This is a genomic window from Azospirillum sp. UENF 211521 (assembly GCF_058780535.1).
The window spans coordinates 715,622-732,829 of sequence record NZ_JBSNCF010000001.1; the positions used below are offsets into that span (position 1 = coordinate 715,622).

Annotated in this window: 13 protein-coding genes; 6 read left to right on the forward strand and 7 right to left on the reverse strand. The window is 69.4% G+C overall.

The genetic code is table 11. The features are described 5' to 3' along the window. Positions 1-93 precede the first annotated feature (93 nt). Together adh and ACWPN5_RS03400 are read left to right on the forward strand one after the other, a co-directional pair. Entirely contained in the window at positions 94-1,614 is a 1,521-nt protein-coding gene (gene adh, locus ACWPN5_RS03395) for an aldehyde dehydrogenase (protein ID WP_492294240.1), read from the forward strand. Positions 1,615-1,712: 98 nt separating this feature from the next. Then, a complete protein-coding gene (locus ACWPN5_RS03400; RefSeq protein WP_492294242.1) occupies positions 1,713-2,096 on the forward strand; it encodes a DUF779 domain-containing protein in 384 nt (127 codons plus the stop codon). 261 nt (positions 2,097-2,357) lie between these two features. Here ACWPN5_RS03400 and cysS read toward each other — a convergent pair whose 3' ends face one another. Next, positions 2,358-3,731 carry a cysteine--tRNA ligase gene (gene cysS, locus ACWPN5_RS03405; protein WP_200478984.1) on the reverse strand — a complete coding sequence of 458 codons (1,374 nt, stop codon included), beginning with the start codon at positions 3,729-3,731 and terminating at the stop codon, positions 2,358-2,360. A gap of 34 nt (positions 3,732-3,765) precedes the next feature. Beyond that, the gene (gene gltX / locus ACWPN5_RS03410) at positions 3,766-5,109 is read right to left on the reverse strand and encodes a glutamate--tRNA ligase (RefSeq protein ID WP_492294245.1); all 1,344 of its coding nucleotides are present in this window, start codon (positions 5,107-5,109) and stop codon (positions 3,766-3,768) included. A 403-nt stretch (positions 5,110-5,512) separates the two neighbouring features. On the opposite strand from gltX, the gene ipdC reads away from it, so the two are divergent. From ipdC to ACWPN5_RS03425, 3 genes are all read left to right on the forward strand, one after another. Next, positions 5,513-7,150 (forward strand): indolepyruvate/phenylpyruvate decarboxylase, encoded by a 1,638-nt coding sequence (ipdC, locus tag ACWPN5_RS03415; protein WP_492294247.1) that lies wholly within the window; start codon positions 5,513-5,515, stop codon positions 7,148-7,150. Positions 7,151-7,356: 206 nt separating this feature from the next. Beyond that, entirely contained in the window at positions 7,357-7,926 is a 570-nt protein-coding gene (locus ACWPN5_RS03420) for a hypothetical protein (protein ID WP_014239485.1), read from the forward strand. A 157-nt stretch (positions 7,927-8,083) separates the two neighbouring features. After that, positions 8,084-8,332, forward strand: coding sequence for a hypothetical protein (locus ACWPN5_RS03425; protein ID WP_200478981.1), 249 nt, complete (start codon positions 8,084-8,086; stop codon positions 8,330-8,332). A gap of 79 nt (positions 8,333-8,411) precedes the next feature. Here ACWPN5_RS03425 and ACWPN5_RS03430 read toward each other — a convergent pair whose 3' ends face one another. The 3 genes from ACWPN5_RS03430 to ACWPN5_RS03440 all read right to left on the reverse strand — a co-directional run bounded on the left by ACWPN5_RS03430 (position 8,412) and on the right by ACWPN5_RS03440 (position 13,760). Then, positions 8,412-11,126, reverse strand: coding sequence for a NahK/ErcS family hybrid sensor histidine kinase/response regulator (locus ACWPN5_RS03430; protein WP_492294249.1), 2,715 nt, complete (start codon positions 11,124-11,126; stop codon positions 8,412-8,414). Then, positions 11,123-12,307: a nitric oxide-sensing protein NosP gene (gene nosP / locus ACWPN5_RS03435; protein WP_492294251.1), complete on the reverse strand. Its 1,185-nt coding sequence runs from the start codon at positions 12,305-12,307 to the stop codon at positions 11,123-11,125. The genes ACWPN5_RS03430 and nosP overlap by 4 nt, the downstream gene beginning before the upstream one ends. A 256-nt stretch (positions 12,308-12,563) precedes the next feature. After that, positions 12,564-13,760 (reverse strand): acyltransferase family protein, encoded by a 1,197-nt coding sequence (locus ACWPN5_RS03440; RefSeq protein ID WP_492294253.1) that lies wholly within the window; start codon positions 13,758-13,760, stop codon positions 12,564-12,566. A gap of 315 nt (positions 13,761-14,075) precedes the next feature. Between ACWPN5_RS03440 and ACWPN5_RS03445 the strand changes: the two genes are divergently transcribed. After that, positions 14,076-14,540 (forward strand): preQ0 transporter, encoded by a 465-nt coding sequence (locus ACWPN5_RS03445; protein ID WP_137102420.1) that lies wholly within the window; start codon positions 14,076-14,078, stop codon positions 14,538-14,540. Between the two features lie 114 nt (positions 14,541-14,654). Here ACWPN5_RS03445 and ACWPN5_RS03450 read toward each other — a convergent pair whose 3' ends face one another. Further along, positions 14,655-16,508: a CHASE domain-containing protein gene (locus ACWPN5_RS03450; RefSeq protein ID WP_492294255.1), complete on the reverse strand. Its 1,854-nt coding sequence runs from the start codon at positions 16,506-16,508 to the stop codon at positions 14,655-14,657. A 14-nt stretch (positions 16,509-16,522) separates the two neighbouring features. Beyond that, a complete protein-coding gene (locus ACWPN5_RS03455) occupies positions 16,523-16,936 on the reverse strand; it encodes a response regulator (RefSeq protein ID WP_014239494.1) in 414 nt (137 codons plus the stop codon). Positions 16,937-17,208: the final 272 nt, after the last annotated feature.

Below are 17,208 nucleotides of genomic sequence, written 5' to 3' on the forward strand. Positions count from 1 at the left end.
CGATCATCGGACGAACGGACACAGGGCGCACAACCCGCCAAACGTCATTCCACGACATTCAGTTCGGGCAATCCGCTTCGGGAGGAAACCGCCGTGATCCATCAGGCCCTGGAAACGCTCAGCAAGCAGGTCGCCATCCGGCCGCGCTACGACAACTTCATCGGCGGCCAGTGGGTGGCGCCGACGAAGGGCCAGTATTTCACCAACCTGACCCCGATCACCGGCAAAGTGCTGTGCGAGGTCGCCCGCTCCACCGCGGAAGACATCGAGAAGGCGCTGGACGCCGCCCACAAGGCCAAGGACGCCTGGGGCCGCACCTCCCCGGCGGAGCGCGCGCGCATCCTCAACAAGATCGCCGACCGCATGGAAGAGCGTCTGGACGTCCTGGCGCTGGCCGAGACGCTGGACAACGGCAAGCCGATCCGCGAGACGACCCACGCCGACCTGCCGCTCGCCATCGACCATTTCCGCTACTTCGCCGGCTGCGTCCGCGCCCAGGAAGGCACCATCGCGGAAATCGACCACACCACCTACGCCTACCATTTCCATGAGCCGCTGGGCGTCGTCGGCCAGATCATCCCGTGGAACTTCCCGCTGCTGATGGCCGTGTGGAAGCTGGCCCCGGCGCTGGCCGCCGGCAACTGCGTCGTGCTGAAGCCCGCCGAGCAGACCCCGATGGCCATCATGGTGCTGATGGAGATCATCGGCGACCTGCTGCCCGACGGCGTCCTCAACGTCGTCAACGGCTTCGGCATCGAGGCCGGCAAGCCGCTGGCCCAGAGCCCGCGCATCGCCAAGATCGCCTTCACCGGCGAGACGACGACCGGCCGCCTGATCATGCAGTACGCGGCGGAGAACATCATTCCGGTCACGCTGGAGCTGGGCGGCAAGTCGCCGAACATCTTCTTCAACGACGTGATGGCCGACGACGACGAGTTCCTGGACAAGGCGCTGGAAGGCTTCGCCATGTTCGCGCTGAACCAGGGCGAGGTCTGCACCTGCCCGTCGCGCGTCCTGGTGCAGGAGAAGATCTACGACAAGTTCATGGAGAAGGCCGTCGCCCGCGTCGCCGCCGTCAAGCAGGGCAGCCCGCTCGACCCCGCGACGATGATCGGCGCCCAGGCGTCCATCGACCAGCTCGAGAAGATCCTCTCCTACATCGACATCGGCAAGGCCGAGGGCGCCAAGGTGCTGATCGGCGGCGAGCGCGCCCATCTCGGTGGCGAGCTGGAGAGCGGCTACTATGTCCAGCCGACGGTCTTCGAAGGCCACAACAAGATGCGCGTCTTCCAGGAGGAGATCTTCGGGCCGGTCGTGTCCGTGACCACCTTCAAGACCGAGGAAGAAGCCCTCGCCATCGCCAACGACACGCTCTACGGCCTGGGCGCCGGCGTGTGGAGCCGCGACGGCAACCGTGCCTTCCGCATGGGCCGGGCCATCCAGGCCGGCCGCGTGTGGACCAACTGCTACCACCTCTACCCGGCCCACGCGGCCTTCGGCGGCTACAAGCAGTCGGGCATCGGCCGTGAGACGCACAAGATGATGCTCGACCACTACCAGCAGACCAAGAACCTGCTGGTCAGCTACAGCCCGAAGGCCCTGGGCTTCTTCTAAGCGTTTTGTCTCCTCCCTGACGACCTTTGGGCCGGCGGCCATTCGGCCTCCGGCCCTTTTTCTCATCCGACGGGCCATTCACTCGGGAGTGTCCGCCCATGGTCGAACGAGTCGTCGCCACACCGGCGGCCCTGGCGCTGATCGAAAAGCTGCGCGGGCTCTACGGGCCGCTGTTCTTCCACCAGTCCGGCGGCTGCTGCGACGGCAGCGCGCCGATGTGCTTCATGGACGGGGAGTTCCGCCCCGGCGGGCAGGACGTCCGGCTGGGCGAGATCGGCGGCTGCCCCTTCTACATGGGGGCGGCGCAGTTCGAATACTGGTCGCACACCCAGCTCATCATCGACGTGGTGCCGGGCCGCGGCGCCAGCTTCTCGCTGGAGGCGCCGGAGGGCGTGCGCTTTCTCACCCGGTCCCGCCTGTTCTCCGATGGCGAGGTGGAGGCGCTGCGCTCCGATCGCGGCGATATGATGAAAAAGACATAGCGCTGTTCCGTGGAATGCGGTATTCAGAATTCGACTTTGGGATTTTCCCCAGTCGGCACGGCCTCCGGGCGGTCTGATCCGTGTTCAGACCGGCTCCCCCGCGTGGTGGTGCATATGGAACCGAACTCAGGCGCCTTCCGCGACGGCGGAAGGCGCCTTTTTCGTTGCGTGGGAAAGACGCGGTCCGTTGGACCTTTGGAGGAGCGAAGGCCGCGGTTCCGTCCGCGGCCCCCTCTTATCCGATGACCGCCGGCGTGGCGCTCAGGCGCGCTTCCAGGTCGTGCCCTGCGGGCCGTCCTCGAGAATGATGCCGAGGTCGGCCAGCTCCTTGCGGATGCGGTCGGCCTCCGCGTAGTTCTTGGCCTTGCGGGCGGCCAGACGGTCTTCGATGCGCTGCTGGATGTCGGCGTCGGACAGGGCGGCGGCCCCCTTCGGCGCCCAGCGGAACCACGCCTCCGGGTCCTGCTGGAGCAGGCCCAGCGCCTCTCCGGCGGCGCGCAGGGCGCCCTTGGCGGCGGCCTTCTCCGCCTCGCCCGCCGCCTTGTTCACCGCCGAGGCCAGCTCGTGCAAGTGGGAGATGGCGAGCGGGCTGTTGAGGTCGTCTTCCAGAGCGGCCAAGACATCGAAGGGCAGTTCGGCGTCCGCCGCGGCCGGCTCGCCGCGCAGCGCCTGATACCAGCGGTCGAGTGTCGCCTTGGACTGCTTCAGCCCCTCGCGGGTGAAGTCCAGCGGCTGGCGGTAATGGGCGCTCAGCAGCGTCAGGCGGATGGCCTCGCCGGGGAACTCGTCCAGCAGGTCGTGCACGGTGAAGAAGTTGCCCAGCGACTTGGACATCTTCTCGCCCTCGACGGTCACGAAGCCGTTGTGGACCCAGTAGCGGGCCAGCGGCTCGCCGCCGTGGGCGCAGCGGCTTTGGGCGATCTCGTTCTCATGGTGCGGGAAGATCAGGTCCAGCCCGCCGCCGTGGATGTCGAAGGTGACGCCCAGATGCTCCTTGGCCATGGCCGAGCATTCGATGTGCCAGCCGGGGCGCCCGCGGCCCCACGGGCTGTCCCAGCCGGGCTGGTCGGCGGCGCTCGGCTTCCACAGCACGAAGTCGGAGGAGTCGCGCTTGTAGGGGGCGACCTCGACCCGCGCGCCGGCGATCATCTCGTCCAGCGAGCGGCGGGAGAGCTGCCCGTACTCCGCCATCGACGGCACGGAGAACAGCACGTGCCCTTCCGCGGCGTAGGCGTGGCCGCGCTCGATCAGCAGGCCGATCAGGGCGACCATGTGCGAGATGTGGTGCGTGGCGCGCGGCTCGATGGTCGGGCGCAGCGCGTTCAGCGCGTCCATGTCGGCGTGGTAGAGGTCGGCGGTGCGTTTGGTCAGCGCCTCGATCGGCTCCCCGCTGTCGCGCGAGCGGTCGATGATCTTGTCGTCGACGTCGGTGATGTTGCGGACATAGGTCACCGCCGGGTACAGCCGCCGCAGCAGCCGGAACAGCAGGTCGAACACCACCACCGGGCGGGCGTTGCCGATGTGCGCGGTGTCGTAGACCGTGGGTCCACACACATACATGCCCACCCGGTCCGGAGTCATCGGCTCGAAGCGTTCCTTGCGGCGGGTCAGCGTGTTGTAGAGGTCCAGCGGCACGGCGCCATGTCTCCTGTATGGGGTCTTCGCGATCTTACGCGGTCTCTCCCGCGAGGCGCTTTTGCGCGCGGGTTCGGCCGATCAGGGGTAGCAGGTTCTTCAATTCCGGTCCATGGTCCCGCCCGGTGAGGGCCCGGCGCAGGGGGAGGAACAAATCCTTGCCCTTCCGACCCGTCTTCGCCTTCACCGCACCCGTCCAGGTGCCCCAGGTGGAGAGGTCCCACGGCTCATCCGGCAGCAGGGCCGCCGCCTCGGCCAGGAAGGCGGGATCGTCCGCCGCCGGGGCGACCGGGGCGTGGGTCACCGCCCACCAGTCGCGGGCCTCCGCGACGCGCGATAGATTGGGGCGCACCGCCTCCCAGAAGGCGGCGTCGGCCTCATCCAGGCCGAGCGCAGCCAGCTCCCCGGCGACCCGCTCGTAGGGCAGCAGATGGAGGATGCGGGCGTTCAGCCGCAACAGCTCCTCCGGGTCGAACTTCGGGGTGGCGCGGGACACCTTGGCGATGTCGAACTCGGCCACCAGCTCGTCCAGCGTCAGCCGCGGCTCGATGGCGTCGGAGGTGCCGAGCTTGGCGAGCAGGCTGGCCAGCGCCATCGGCTCGATCCCCTCCTCCTCGCGCAAGCTGGCCACGGACAGGCTGCCCAGCCGCTTGGACAGGCCCTGTCCCGTCGCGTCGGTCAGCAGCGGCAGATGGGCGAAGACCGGGACGGCCCCCCCAACCGCCTGGAAGATTTGGATTTGCACCGCCGTGTTGGCGACGTGGTCCTCGCCGCGGATGACGTGGGTGATGGCGAGGTCGGCGTCGTCCACCACGCTGGTCAGCGTGTAGAGCGGGCGCCCGTCCTCGCGGATCAGCACGGGATCGCTGAGCGCGGCCCCTTCGAAATGCACCGGGCCGCGCACAAGGTCGGTCCATTCCACCGGTTTGTGCTCCAGCTTGAAGCGCCAGTGCGGCTTGCGCCCCTCCGATTCGAGGCGGGCGCGGTCGGCGTCGCCCAGGCGGAGCGCCGCGCGGTCGTAGATCGGCGGACGGCCCTGCGAGACGAGGCTGGCGCGCTTGAGGTTCAGCTCCTCCGGCGTCTCGTAGCAGGGGTAGAGCCGCCCGCTGGCCTTCAGCGCCGCCGCCACCTCGTCATAGCGGCCATAGCGGTCGCTTTCCCGCGCGAAGCGGTCCCAGGTCAGACCGAGCCAGGTCAGGTCCCGCTCGATCCCCTCCGCGTATTCCGGCTTGGAGCGCTCCTCGTCCGTGTCGTCGAGGCGCAGCAGGAAATTGCCGCCCGCCTTGCGCGCGAACAGCCAGTTGACCAGCGCGAGGCGCACATTGCCGACATGGAGGAGACCGGTCGGGCTAGGGGCGAAGCGGACGGCGACGGACATGCGGGCATCATTCGAAAGTCGGGAACAGGGCGGCAGTCGTAGCACGCCGCGCGCCGGTCCGAAAGACGCCCATCAGGCGCCAAAGGGGGCCTATCGCGTTCGGCATTGAATCCCTCTCCCGCCCCGGGAGAGGGGGCCTGCGAAGCAGGCGGGTGAGGGTCGTGCGAGGATCAAGCCACCGATCCTTGGCGGCACCCTCACCCTTCCCACGCTTCGCGTGGGCCCCTTCCCTCTCCCGGGGCGGGAGAGGGGATATCAAGCGCGGCCTCCACCCCTCCACAATTTCCGGCGCACATGGATTGTTTCGAATGAAACAATTCTTGCGCGGAGCGGTGGCGGAGGCGATGCTGTCCCCCTGTGCGGGTTTTCGGCCCGCGAAACCAATTGGAACGGGAGAGCGGCCATGAAGCTGGCCGAAGCCCTGCTGCGCGCGCTGAAGGATCGCGGCGCACAGGCCATGTTCGGGATTCCGGGCGATTTCGCCTTGCCCTTCTTCAAGGTGGCGGAGGAAACGCAGATCCTGCCGCTCCACACGCTGAGCCACGAGCCGGCGGTGGGCTTCGCGGCGGACGCGGCGGCCCGCTACAGCTCGACGCTGGGGGTGGCGGCGGTCACCTACGGGGCGGGCGCCTTTAACATGGTGAACGCGGTGGCCGGCGCCTACGCCGAGAAGTCGCCGGTCGTCGTCATCTCCGGCGCGCCGGGCACGACGGAGGGCAACGCCGGCCTGCTGCTGCACCACCAGGGCCGCACACTGGACACGCAGTTCCAGGTGTTCAAGGAGATCACCGTCGCCCAGGCCCGACTGGACGACCCGGCCAAGGCCCCGGCGGAGATTGCCCGGGTGCTGGGGGCCGCCCGCGCCCTGTCGCGCCCGGTCTATCTGGAAATCCCCCGCAACATGGTCAACGCCGAGGTCGAGCCGGTGGGCGACGACCCCGCCTGGCCGGTGGACCGTGACGCGCTGGCCGCCTGCGCGGACGAGGTGCTGGCGGCGATGCGCTCGGCCACGTCGCCGGTGCTGATGGTCTGCGTCGAGGTCCGCCGCTACGGGCTGGAGGCCAAGGTGGCGGAGCTGGCGCAGCGGCTGGGTGTGCCGGTGGTCACCACCTTCATGGGGCGCGGCCTGCTGGCCGACGCGCCGACCCCGCCGCTCGGCACCTACATCGGCGTCGCCGGCGACGCGGAGATCACCCGGCTGGTCGAGGAGTCGGACGGGCTGTTCCTGCTCGGCGCGATCCTCAGCGACACCAACTTCGCGGTGTCCCAGCGCAAGATCGACCTGCGCAAGACCATCCACGCCTTCGACCGGGCGGTGACGCTGGGCTATCACACCTACGCCGACATCCCGCTCGCCGGGCTGGTGGACGCGCTGCTGGAGCGGCTGCCGCCGTCCGACCGGACGACGCGCGGCAAGGAGCCCCACGCCTACCCCACCGGCCTGCAGGCGGACGACGAACCGATCACCCCGATGGACATCGCCCGCGCCGTCAACGACCGCGTGCGCGCCGGGCAGGAGCCGCTGCTGATCGCGGCGGACATGGGCGACTGCCTGTTCACCGCCATGGACATGATCGACGCCGGACTGATGGCGCCGGGCTATTACGCGGGCATGGGCTTCGGCGTGCCGGCGGGCATCGGGGCGCAGTGCGTGTCGGGTGGCAAGCGCATCCTGACCGTGGTCGGCGACGGCGCCTTCCAGATGACCGGGTGGGAGCTTGGCAACTGCCGACGGCTGGGCATCGACCCCATCGTGATCCTGTTCAACAACGCCAGTTGGGAGATGCTGCGCACCTTCCAGCCCGAATCGGCCTTCAACAATCTGGACGACTGGCGCTTCGCCGACATGGCGGCGGGCATGGGCGGCGACGGTGTGCGCGTGCGCACGCGGGCGGAGCTGAAGGCGGCGCTGGACAAGGCCTTCGCCACGCGCGGGCGCTTCCAGCTGATCGAGGCGATGATCCCGCGCGGCGTGCTGTCCGACACGCTGGCCCGCTTCGTCCAGGGGCAGAAGCGCCTGCACGCGGCGCCCAGGGAGTAGGCGCGGGGGAAGCCGCGTCCGCAGGCTGGCGGCCAGCCTCCCACTGATCGGGTTGATCCGCTAAGCCGTTGTCGCGCTTGTGCTTGGAGCGAGGTGCCGAAGCGAAATACCCCCTTCGGCACCGCCGCGGCGCAACAATTCGTTAACCATAAAAGCCCACCCTGTCCCTGCTTTCGGGCGCAATTGATTCAGGGACGAGGACGGCGATGACCTGCATTGTTGGCTTGGTGGACGGCGATCGTGTGTGGATGGGCGGTGACAGCGCGGGCGTGAACGGCCTGGACATCACCGTGCGCGCGGACACCAAGGTGTTCCGCAACGCCGACCTGCTGATCGGCTTCACCAGCAGCTTCCGCATGGGCCAGCTTCTGCATTATCGGCTGGAGCCGCCGCACCGCGACCCCGAGGCCGACGTCTTCCGCTACATGGTCGTCGATTTCGTGGACGCCGTGCGCGGCTGCCTGAAGGACGGCGGCTACGCCCACCGCTCCAACGACGTGGAGACCGGCGGCACCTTCATGGTCGGCTACGAGGGGCGGCTCTTCTCGATCCAGTCCGACTATCAGGTGGGCGAGGCGGTGCGCGGCTATCACGCCATCGGCTGCGGGTCCGACTACGCGCTGGGCTCGCTCGCCTCCACGGTCGGCCTGCCGGCGGAGGAGCGGGTGCTGAAGGCGCTGGAATGCGCCGAGCTGTTCAGCGGTGGCGTGCGCGCCCCCTTCACCATCCAGTCGATGGTCCGCCGCCCGCATCTGGCGCTGACCGAAGCGGCATAAGACCACAATAAAACTCAGGACTTCCTGCGCCGTTTTCGCCATCCGGCAAGACGGCGCGAAGTCGTGCCTGCATCATGGCAAACTGTGCTATAGGGACGGCGCTCCGTCCGCCAGAGATGGAGAAGAAAAAGACCATAAATACAGTGGGTGCTAGAGAATGGTGGACCAAACTGTTGGTGATGCGGATCGTTTGATTGGCGAAGAGTCGCGCGATGTCTCGGGCCGGGTTTCGGACCGGGTGCATGGCCTGCCGGCTTACTGCAATTCGCCTTACTTCGTGTTCCCAGCGCTGATCCTTCTGCTGATCATGCCGCTGTCGATCCTTTTCCACCCGTCCTGGATCGTTCCGCTGGCCGAGCTGTACGCGGTCGGCATGATGGTGACGATCATCCGCCTGACGCGCTGAGTCCCTGGGTCGTCCGCCACCCCGGCGCTTCGCTTCCGCTTCCCAGGGAGCGGCCGGGGTGGAGGTCCATCGCGTCCCCTTACGCCAGCAGGCCCGTCATCACCGCGCGAAGCTGGGCCGGGCGCACCGGCTTGTTCAGCACATGGCAGCCCCTGGCCTGCGCCTCCTCCACCACCTCGGCGGTGCGGTTGGCGGTGATGAGGACCGACGGCAGGTCCGCCCCGCAGCGCTCGCGCACCCGCGCGATCTCGGTGAAGCCGATCACCCCGTCGTCCAGGTGGTAGTCGGCGAACAGCACGTCCGGCGCCACCGCCCCCAGCCCGGCCAGCGCCTCGTCGCCCGACGCCGCCGTGGCGACGCTGCACCCCCAGCCCTCCAGCAGCGCGCGCATCCCGGCCAGCACCGCCGGCTCGTTGTCGATCACCAGCACCCGCGTGCCGGCCAGCCGGTTCGAGGCGGTCTGCACCGGCGCCTCCAGCGCGCGCACCGGGCGGGCGTAGCGCCCGAAGGGCACGGTCACCGCGAAGACCGACCCCCGGCCCGGCTGAGACCGCACGGTGATCGGGTGGTCGAGCATCCGCGCCACCCGCTCCACGATGGCGAGGCCGAGGCCCATGCCGCGCACCCGCTCGTTGGCGCAGGGCGTGTCGAGGCGGCGGAACTCCTGGAAGATCTCGTCCAGCTTGTCGGCGGGCACGCCGGGGCCGGTGTCCCACACCTCGATCCGCAAACCTTCCGGCGTCCGTCGGCAGCCGACCAGCACGCGTCCGGCGCCTCCCTTTGCTCCCCTCTTGGCCTGGGTGTAGCGCAGGGCGTTGGACAGGAAGTTCTGCAAAATCCGGCGGAGCAGCCGGATGTCGCTGCGCACCACGGCGTGGCTGGGCACGACGCAGAGGTCCAGCCCGCGCTCCTTCGCCACCGCCGCGTATTCGGTGGCCAGCGCGCCGAACAGGCTCTTGATCGGGAAATCGGCGATCTCCGGCCGCACCGCCCCGGCGTCCAGCTTGGAGATGTCCAGCAGAGCCGACAGCAGGTCCTCGACCGAGGCCAGGGCGACGTCGATGTTGTCGACCAGCCCGCGGTTCGGCTCCGGCTGCTCCAGGTCGCCCAGCGCCGAGACGAACAGCCGCGCCGCGTTCAGCGGCTGCAGCAGGTCGTGGCTGGCCGCCGCCAGGAAGCGCGTCTTGGACAGGTTAGCCTGCTCCGCCTCCGCCTTGGCGAGCCGCAGCGCCTCCTCCGCCGCGATGCGCTCGGCGATCTCCTGCTGGAGCTGGCCGTTGAGCCGGGTCAACTCGGCGGTGCGCTCGACGACGCGGCGCTCCAGGCTGTCCTTGGCGTCGGCCAGCGCCTCCGCCGCCATGCGCCGCTCGGTGATGTCGTGGATCAGGCCGAAATAACCCAGAACCTCCGGCTTGCCGCCGCCGCGCCGCTCGCCGAAATGCGGGATGTAGGTGGCGACGGCGTAGCGCGGCGACCCGTTCTCGCCGGGCAGCTCCAGGTCGAAGGTCACCTCCTCGCCAGCCAGCGCCCGCAGCACGTAAGAGCGCCGCACCTCGTAATAGAGGTCGCCCAGCGCCGCCCACATGGGCTGGCCCTCGATCTCCTCGCGCTTGCGGTTGAACCAGCCCTCGTAGGCCTTGTTGACGAAGCGGAAGCGCTGCTCGGCGTCGACATAGGCGATCAGCGCCGGAACCGCGTCGGTGACCAGCCGGATGCGTTCCTCGCTGTCGCGCAGGGCCTGTTCGGCGCGCTTGCGCTCGGTGATGTCGGTGAAGGTCAGGACGAAGCCGCCGCCCGGCATGGGGTTGCGGCTGATCTCCAGCACCGTGTCGTCCAGCCAGGGCTGCTCGACGAGGCAGCTTGGCATCATCAGCGCCTTCAGCGACAGGCCGCGGTCGCCCAGCGCCGCGTGGTGCAGCACGAAATCGGCGAAGCCCGCCCCACGCTCCGCCACCTTGGCGGGCAGGCGCAGCAGGCCCGTGAAGCGCTCGTTCCAGGCGACCAGCCGCTGGTCGCGGTCGTACACCCCGACCCCCTGGGCGATGTTGTCCAGCGTCGCCTGGAGGAGCGCCGACTTCTCGGCCAGCTCGCGCTCGCGGCGGCGGGTCTCATGCTCCTTGATGTCGGTGATGTCGGTGTAGACGCCGACCACCCCGCCGTCGCGGGTCCGCCGCTCGTTGACCTGGACCCAGCGCCCATCGGCCAGCCGGTAGACGTAGGGACCCTTCAGCGCCCGGTGCTGGGCCAGCCGTTCCGACAGCCAGCGGTCGGGCCGCGGGTAGGCGTCGGCGATGGTGCGCGAGGAGGCCGCCAGCTCGGCGATCTCCTGGAAGCGGATGCCCGGCAGGATGCGGTCGCGGATCTCCGGCCACAGGGCCAGATACTTGCTGTTGCACAGCACCAGCCGGTCGTCGGCGTCGAAGATGGCGAAGCCCTCGTTGACCGACTCGATGGCCTCCGACAGGCGGCTGCGCATGGTGTCGGCCAGCTCCTTGGCGCGGGCCAGCGCGCGGTGGCTGTCCTCCAGCTCGCGCAGGGCGCGCTCCAGCTCCAGCGTGCGCTCGCGCACCTTCTGCTCCAGGACGATGGCGGTCTGGAACAGGGAGAAGGCGCCCCCCTGCACGTCCATCGACCGCTCGACCCGGTCCATCAGCACCTGGTTGATGCGGCGGAGCTTGGCGTTCTCGCGCTCCAGCGCCTCCAGCCGCTTGTCCTCGCCGTTGGAGGGAAGGGTGGCGGGTGTTGGGTCGGCGGGTGGGCGGGACGGTTCCCGCCAGTCGAAGATGAGCGTCATCGCGCACCTATCGCGACACCGGTGAAGGTCTGGTTGACGTGCATGGCGTTGTACTGCTCGCCGTAGGCGCAGAAGCCGATGACGTTGTGCCGCGCCAGCGCCGCCGACATGACGTGCTTGAGCTGCCGCTGCTCCAGCTCCAGCCGGCGCAGGATGCAGTCGCAGCCGAGCACGAGGTCCGGCGGCCCGCCGACCTCCGCGGCCAGCTTGCGCATCATCTCCTCAAGATTCTCCACCGGGTCGACGCCGCGGGCGACGGTCAGCACGATGCCCTCGTCGATGGCGCAGTAGAAGGTCAGGCTCTCGTCGTCGTTGACCTTCTGGATGGAGCGGACATGGTACTCGCCCCCCACCCGCACGACGACGGGATAGGCGGCGAAGATCAGGGGGGTCAGCGGCTCCCCCTCCAGCCCGACCATGCGGGCGTACTCGCGGCCCGCCGGCTCGGCGTTGATCTCGGTGACGATGCGGCGCTGCGGGTCGGCGCCGGTCACCACCATCTTGGCATCCGACGCCACGAAATGCTCGGTCCGGAAGACGACGAAGCGGCGCGCCGTGGTGACCAGCATCAGCACGGCGGCGTTGGTGTGGAACCGCCCCTCGTGCAGGACGAAGGTGCGCTCGAAGCGCAGTTCGTCCCCGGCGGAGCCGCCGAACAGCGGGATGTCCATCAGCACGCTGTGCAGCGCGCTGACCACCATCTCCTCCGCCCGCGACATGCCGTCGATCATCAGGAAGGCGAAGCTGCCATGGTCGGGGAAGGCCTCGGTGCGGGCGGCCAGGGCGACATCGCGCTGCTCCATCAGGCTGCGCAGGACGCGCGGCGCGTCGGCGATGGAGAAACGGTCGAGGTCGTCGATGCGCTGGGTGGCGATGGTGAAGTCGGCGCGCGGGAAGCCGATCCCTACCAGCGACCCGGCGGCGTAGCCGAAGGGCGTGATCTCCCCCGCCGTGGTGCAGCCGACCACCGGCACCGGCCCGAACAGCTCGGCCAGCGCCGCCGCCAGCTCCACGCGGTCGTAATGGGCGGAGCAGAAGACCAGCACCATCTCCAGCTCCGCGACGGCGGCGGGGTTCCGTCCGCACAGCCCCTCGAAGAGGTCCCGCGCGGCGGTGCCGGCGTCCTCCGCCATCGAGACGGCCCGCGGCAGGGACGGGCTGGGCGTATGGGCGCTTGGCACAGGGGTGCTGGGCGGAGCATCGGAAAGGAGAGCGTCCGAGGCCGGATGGCTGGTCACAATGCGGGTCCCGAAAAGCATCGGCATGGCATCCAACACCCCAGACCGCCACCCGACGCCGGAAGGCCGGCCGGGGAACGTGGGCGGATGACCTATAGGTTACTTCACCACCGCCCGCCGGGCAAAGCCGGCGCGGGGGTGCGGGCATGCGACCATGGTCTAAGACCGCCCGATTCCGAGTGTGCTCAACGGGTCCTGCTCAGCCGGCCCGGCGCGCCATCGCCTCGCGGTCGTGCGCCGGGCCGGTCCGCTTCTTCGCTTCCCCCGGCGGGACGCCGTTCATCAGGAAGCGCAGCGTCGGCGAGCGGCGGACCAGCCCGTGATGGACCGCCAGCGGCACGATCAGCCCCACCGCGGTGATCGCGGCGAACTCCAGCAGGGGCGGGGCGGTGACGGCCAGCAGGGCGAAGCCGAGGGCCATGACCACCAGATGGTGCAGCAGGTAGATGGTGTAGGAGGCCTGCGACAGCGCCCGCACCCGGCGGCTCTCCGCCGAGAAGAAGGACTGCGTCAGGCCGAGGACGAAGCGGAAGGCCGACCAGGCGGCGACGGCGCGCAGCGCCTCGTCGAGGAAGCGCACCGGCATGGGCTTCTCGATTCCGACCATGCCGATGTGGATGGCGAAGCAGGCGAGATAGGTCAGCGCCACGCCCCAACTCGCCTTGGCGTAGCGCGCGGCTCCGCCCGGCCAATGGGCGATCAGCACGCCGACCGCGAAGAAGCCTCCCGAGACGACGATGCTCACCGCCGTGGAGTTGGTCGGCACCAGCGGCGTCACCAGCCAGTCGGAGATGTTGTCGAAGCCCAGCACCCCCATCATGACGAGGCTGAGCAGAAGCGGCGGCAGCCAATCCGGCGGGTCGGCCAGCCAACGGGCCAGCCCCGGCGCGCGCTCGGCCATCCGCCGGTGCAGGGAGACCAGCAGCGGGTAGGCGAGGCAGAGCGCCAGCACGCTGATGAACAGCTCGACCAGGAACCACAGGTGATAGACGAGCCCGCCGCTCCAGAAGGCCGCGGGGATGGTCTGGGTGAGGAACTCCCCCGCGGTCAGGCCGGGGTCGATGGCGCGGCTTTCCATCCACAACTGCGCGACGTTCAGCGTCGCCGCCATGGCGACGAGCGGCACCAGCAGACGCGAGGCGCGCGAGGTCAGCGTCGCCCGCGGCCCGTGGCGGCGCAGGCTGTGGGTGATCAGCAGGCCGGAGATCAGGAAGAAGGCGGGCATGCGGAAGCTGTGGATGAAGTCCGCGAACATCCCGATCCAGGCGATGCCGTCGGGGGAGTTCATCACCCAGTCGTAGCCCGGCGTGTAGATCAGCGCCGCGTGGTAGGGAACGCCGAGGATCATCAGCAGGCTGCGCGCCGCGTCCAGCGAATGATCCCGTGTGCCGCCCATTCCAATTGATACGCCCGCCGCCGCCATCGCCCTCACCTTTCGGGGTCTCTTTCGTTTCGCCTCTCCGAACGAACGCGCCAGGGCATCGTCCGGACGCGCTAGGGACGGTGGCGCATTCGGGGGACCGAGGTGGTGGTAAGCCGTTCTTGGCGGTTGCGCTCCCTCCGCACCGGCGCGCGCCGCGGGTTCACGACGCAAGGGTTCACGGCGATGGCCTGGACCTGTTACAAGACCGCTGCGGAGCGCTCGCATTCACGCGGGTGGCGCCGTCGTTCGCGCCCGTATTTCCGCGGGTGGCTTTTGGAGGATTCCGTCATGCTCTGGCTCGCCGCCTACATTGGCAGCGTACTCGCCATCAACTACGCCTTCAGCCTGGCGCCGCATCTGGATCTGGTGTGGTCCTGCTGGGCCGGGTTGATCTTCATCCTGCGCGACATGGTCCAGGTCCGCTACGGTCACTGGTCGCTGGCCGCCATGCTGGCCGCCACGCTGCTGTCCTTCCTGCTGGCCGACCCCTTCGTCGCGACCGCCAGCGTCACCGCCTTCGCGGTGTCGGAACTGATCGACTGGGGCGTCTTCACCGTCACCCGCCGCCCGCTGCGCGACCGGCTGTGGATCAGCGCCGCCCTGTCGGTGCCGGTGGACACGGCGCTGTTCTTCGGCATGCTCGGCATCTGGGACCCGACGGTCTGGGCGGCCAGCCTCGCGTCCAAGCTGGCCGGCGTGTCGGCGGTGTGGATGCTGATGCGCGCCCGGTCGGCGCGGCCGGCGACGGCCTGATCCGGTCCCGGATTTGGCAATCGCCGACTCGGCGACCCGCCGGTTCCGGCGCGGCTGGTCCCGGCCGTGCCGGGACAAGGCGGCGTCGGCGATTGCCAAAAGGATCGCAGGGCGTCAGGCCACGGAGGTCGCGGTCTCGGTTGTCTGGCAAGGGGAGGGCGCCTCGTCGGGGATCTCGACCAGGAAGATGGCGCCGCGGCCCGGGCGCGACAGCACCCGCACCCGGTAGCCGAGCAGGCGGCTGAGCCGCGCCACCGTGGCGAGGCCGAGGCCGAGGCCCTTGCGCCGGTCGCGCTCCGGATTGCCGATCTGGTAGAAGTCCTCGAAGATCAGGTGCAGCCGGTCCTGCGGGATGCCGGGGCCGGTGTCCTGCACCTTGATGGCGGTGAAGCCGCGCGCCTGCCGGCAGGTCACCCGGATGGTGCCGTCGTGCGTGTATTTCAGCGCGTTGCTCAGCAGGTTGCGGACGATCCGCTCCAGCATCGCCGGGTCGGTCGTCACGCGGGCGCCGCCGCAGGTGACGCGGAAGCCCAGGCCCTTGCCGGCGGCCTCCAGCCGGCCCTCCTCGCAGATGCGCTGCAGGAAGACGGGCAGGTCCAGCTCGGACAGCTGCGGGCTGATCACCCCGGTTTCCAGCGTGGCGATGTCCATCAGCGAGTTCAGCAGGCGCTGCGTCGCCTCGAACCCGTCGCGGGCGGCGTCCACCAGCTTGCGCTGCCGCGGATTCTCCGCCTGCTCGCCGATCATGTGCAGATAGATGCCCAGGGTCTGGAGCGGCTGGCGCAGGTCGTGGCTGGCCGCGGCCAGGAAGCGCGACTTGGCGGCGTTGGCCTGCTCCGCCTCCGCGCGCGCCAGCGCCAGCGCGTCGTAGCTGCGGCGCAGCTCGGCCATGCGGTCGCGGTCCTGCAGCACGGAGTTGACGGTGGCGACCAGCAGAAGCGTGATGATCAGGCCGGCGAACAGCACCCCCCGCGGCGTGGCGCTGGCCACGCTCTCCTCGAAGGCGTGGGTGCCGGACAGGACCAGCGTCCAGGGGCGCCCGAACACCTCGATGCGCAGGACGTCGCGGAAGGCGTCCCGGCTGGGCGCGGAATCGAACATCAGCGAGTCCGGCGAGGTCTCCGTCCCGTCATAGACGCGGATGTCCAGCAGTTGGGACGCGCCCTGGCCCATGATGCTGCGCATCAGGTCGTGCGCGCGGAAGGGGCTGTAGACGAAGCCCAGCAGCGCCTCGCGCCGGTCGGCGGCGGTGGTCAGCGGCAGGGTCTGGTCGTAGACCGGCACATAGATGAGGAAGCCGGGCTGCACGTCCTCCTCGGTTTCCTGGACCAGCCGCAGCCGGGCGGTCGCCGCGGCGGTGCCGGTGCTCCGGGCGCGCTCCATGGCGGCCTGGCGGGTCGGCTCGGCGTGCATGTCGAAGCCGAAGGCCCGCAAGTTGCGGCTGGCGAAGGGCTCGATGTAGACGATCGGGAAATACTCGGGCCGCTCCCCCTCCGGCGTCACGCGGTAGCTGTAGAAACCGGCGGCGTGCAGCGAGGCCTCGTGCTGCTCCCGGTCGTGGGCCTTCACGCGCCGGGCGTAGCCGATGCCCTGGATGCCGGGATAGCGGTCCTCGACATGCAGGCCGGTGACGTAGGCCCGCCATTCGGTGCGGCTGACCTGCCCGCCGCCGGCGTCCACCATCGCCACGGCGCCCTGGAGCATCTGTTCGTAAGTGTCGAGCCGCTCCCTGACGTCGCCCGCCAGATCGCGGGACAGCGCGCGGAAGCGCGCCTCGGCCAGCCGGTGGTTCTGCTCGGTCAGCAACAGCCAGGCGAGGCCGGTCAGCAGCAGCCCCAGCCCGAAGACCACCCAGCTTTCCCAGGAACGGAACAGCCGTCCGTCGGGAACGGCGGCGCGCTTGCGCTTCGGCTCGTTGGGCCTTGGCTTGGGCGGCGCGGCGGGTGCTGAGGGTAATGGAACATCCATGGCGGCCCGGCCCGTCACGCCGTGCCGGCGGGCTGCTCCCGCAGCACCTTGGTCAGCACCGCCTGGAGATGGGGCGGCAGCACCGGCTTCTGCAGGACGGTCAGCCCGCGGGCGCGGGCGTCGCGCAGCCCTTCGGTGGAGGTGTCGCCGGTGATGATGACGCCCGGCACCTCGGCCCCGGCCTCCGCGCGGATGCGGTCGATGGCCTGGACGCCGGTGCGCCCCTCGCGCAGGCGGTAGTCGGCCAGGATGGCGTGCGGCGTTTCCCCGGCGACGGACAGGCGGTCGACGGCCTCGCCCTCGCTTTCGGCGGTGACGACCCGGTATCCCCACATCTCCAGCAGGAGGTTGAGGGCCTGCAGAACCGTCCGCTCGTCGTCGATCACCATGACGAGCTTGTCCTGGTCGTCGTCACCCGCGGGAGTCACTGTGTCCAATCCATCCGTTCACAAAGGCCGGTGATCATACAGATCAACAGGCGTCCGGCCAGAAAAGAGTACCGCACCCGTGAGATGGGCGCCATGCAGAGGGGCGGCTGTGTAGCACAGACGATGGTTTATTCGGTCAGTACATTTGTCCTATTACCTCCATTGCGCGCCTATGGCCGGAGCGGCAAAGCCCCGCATTCCTGGCGGGTTCGATCAAAAGCATTGAGATGGCGAAGCGCATCGTCCATTCTTCCGGCCCTCCGGACAGTCCT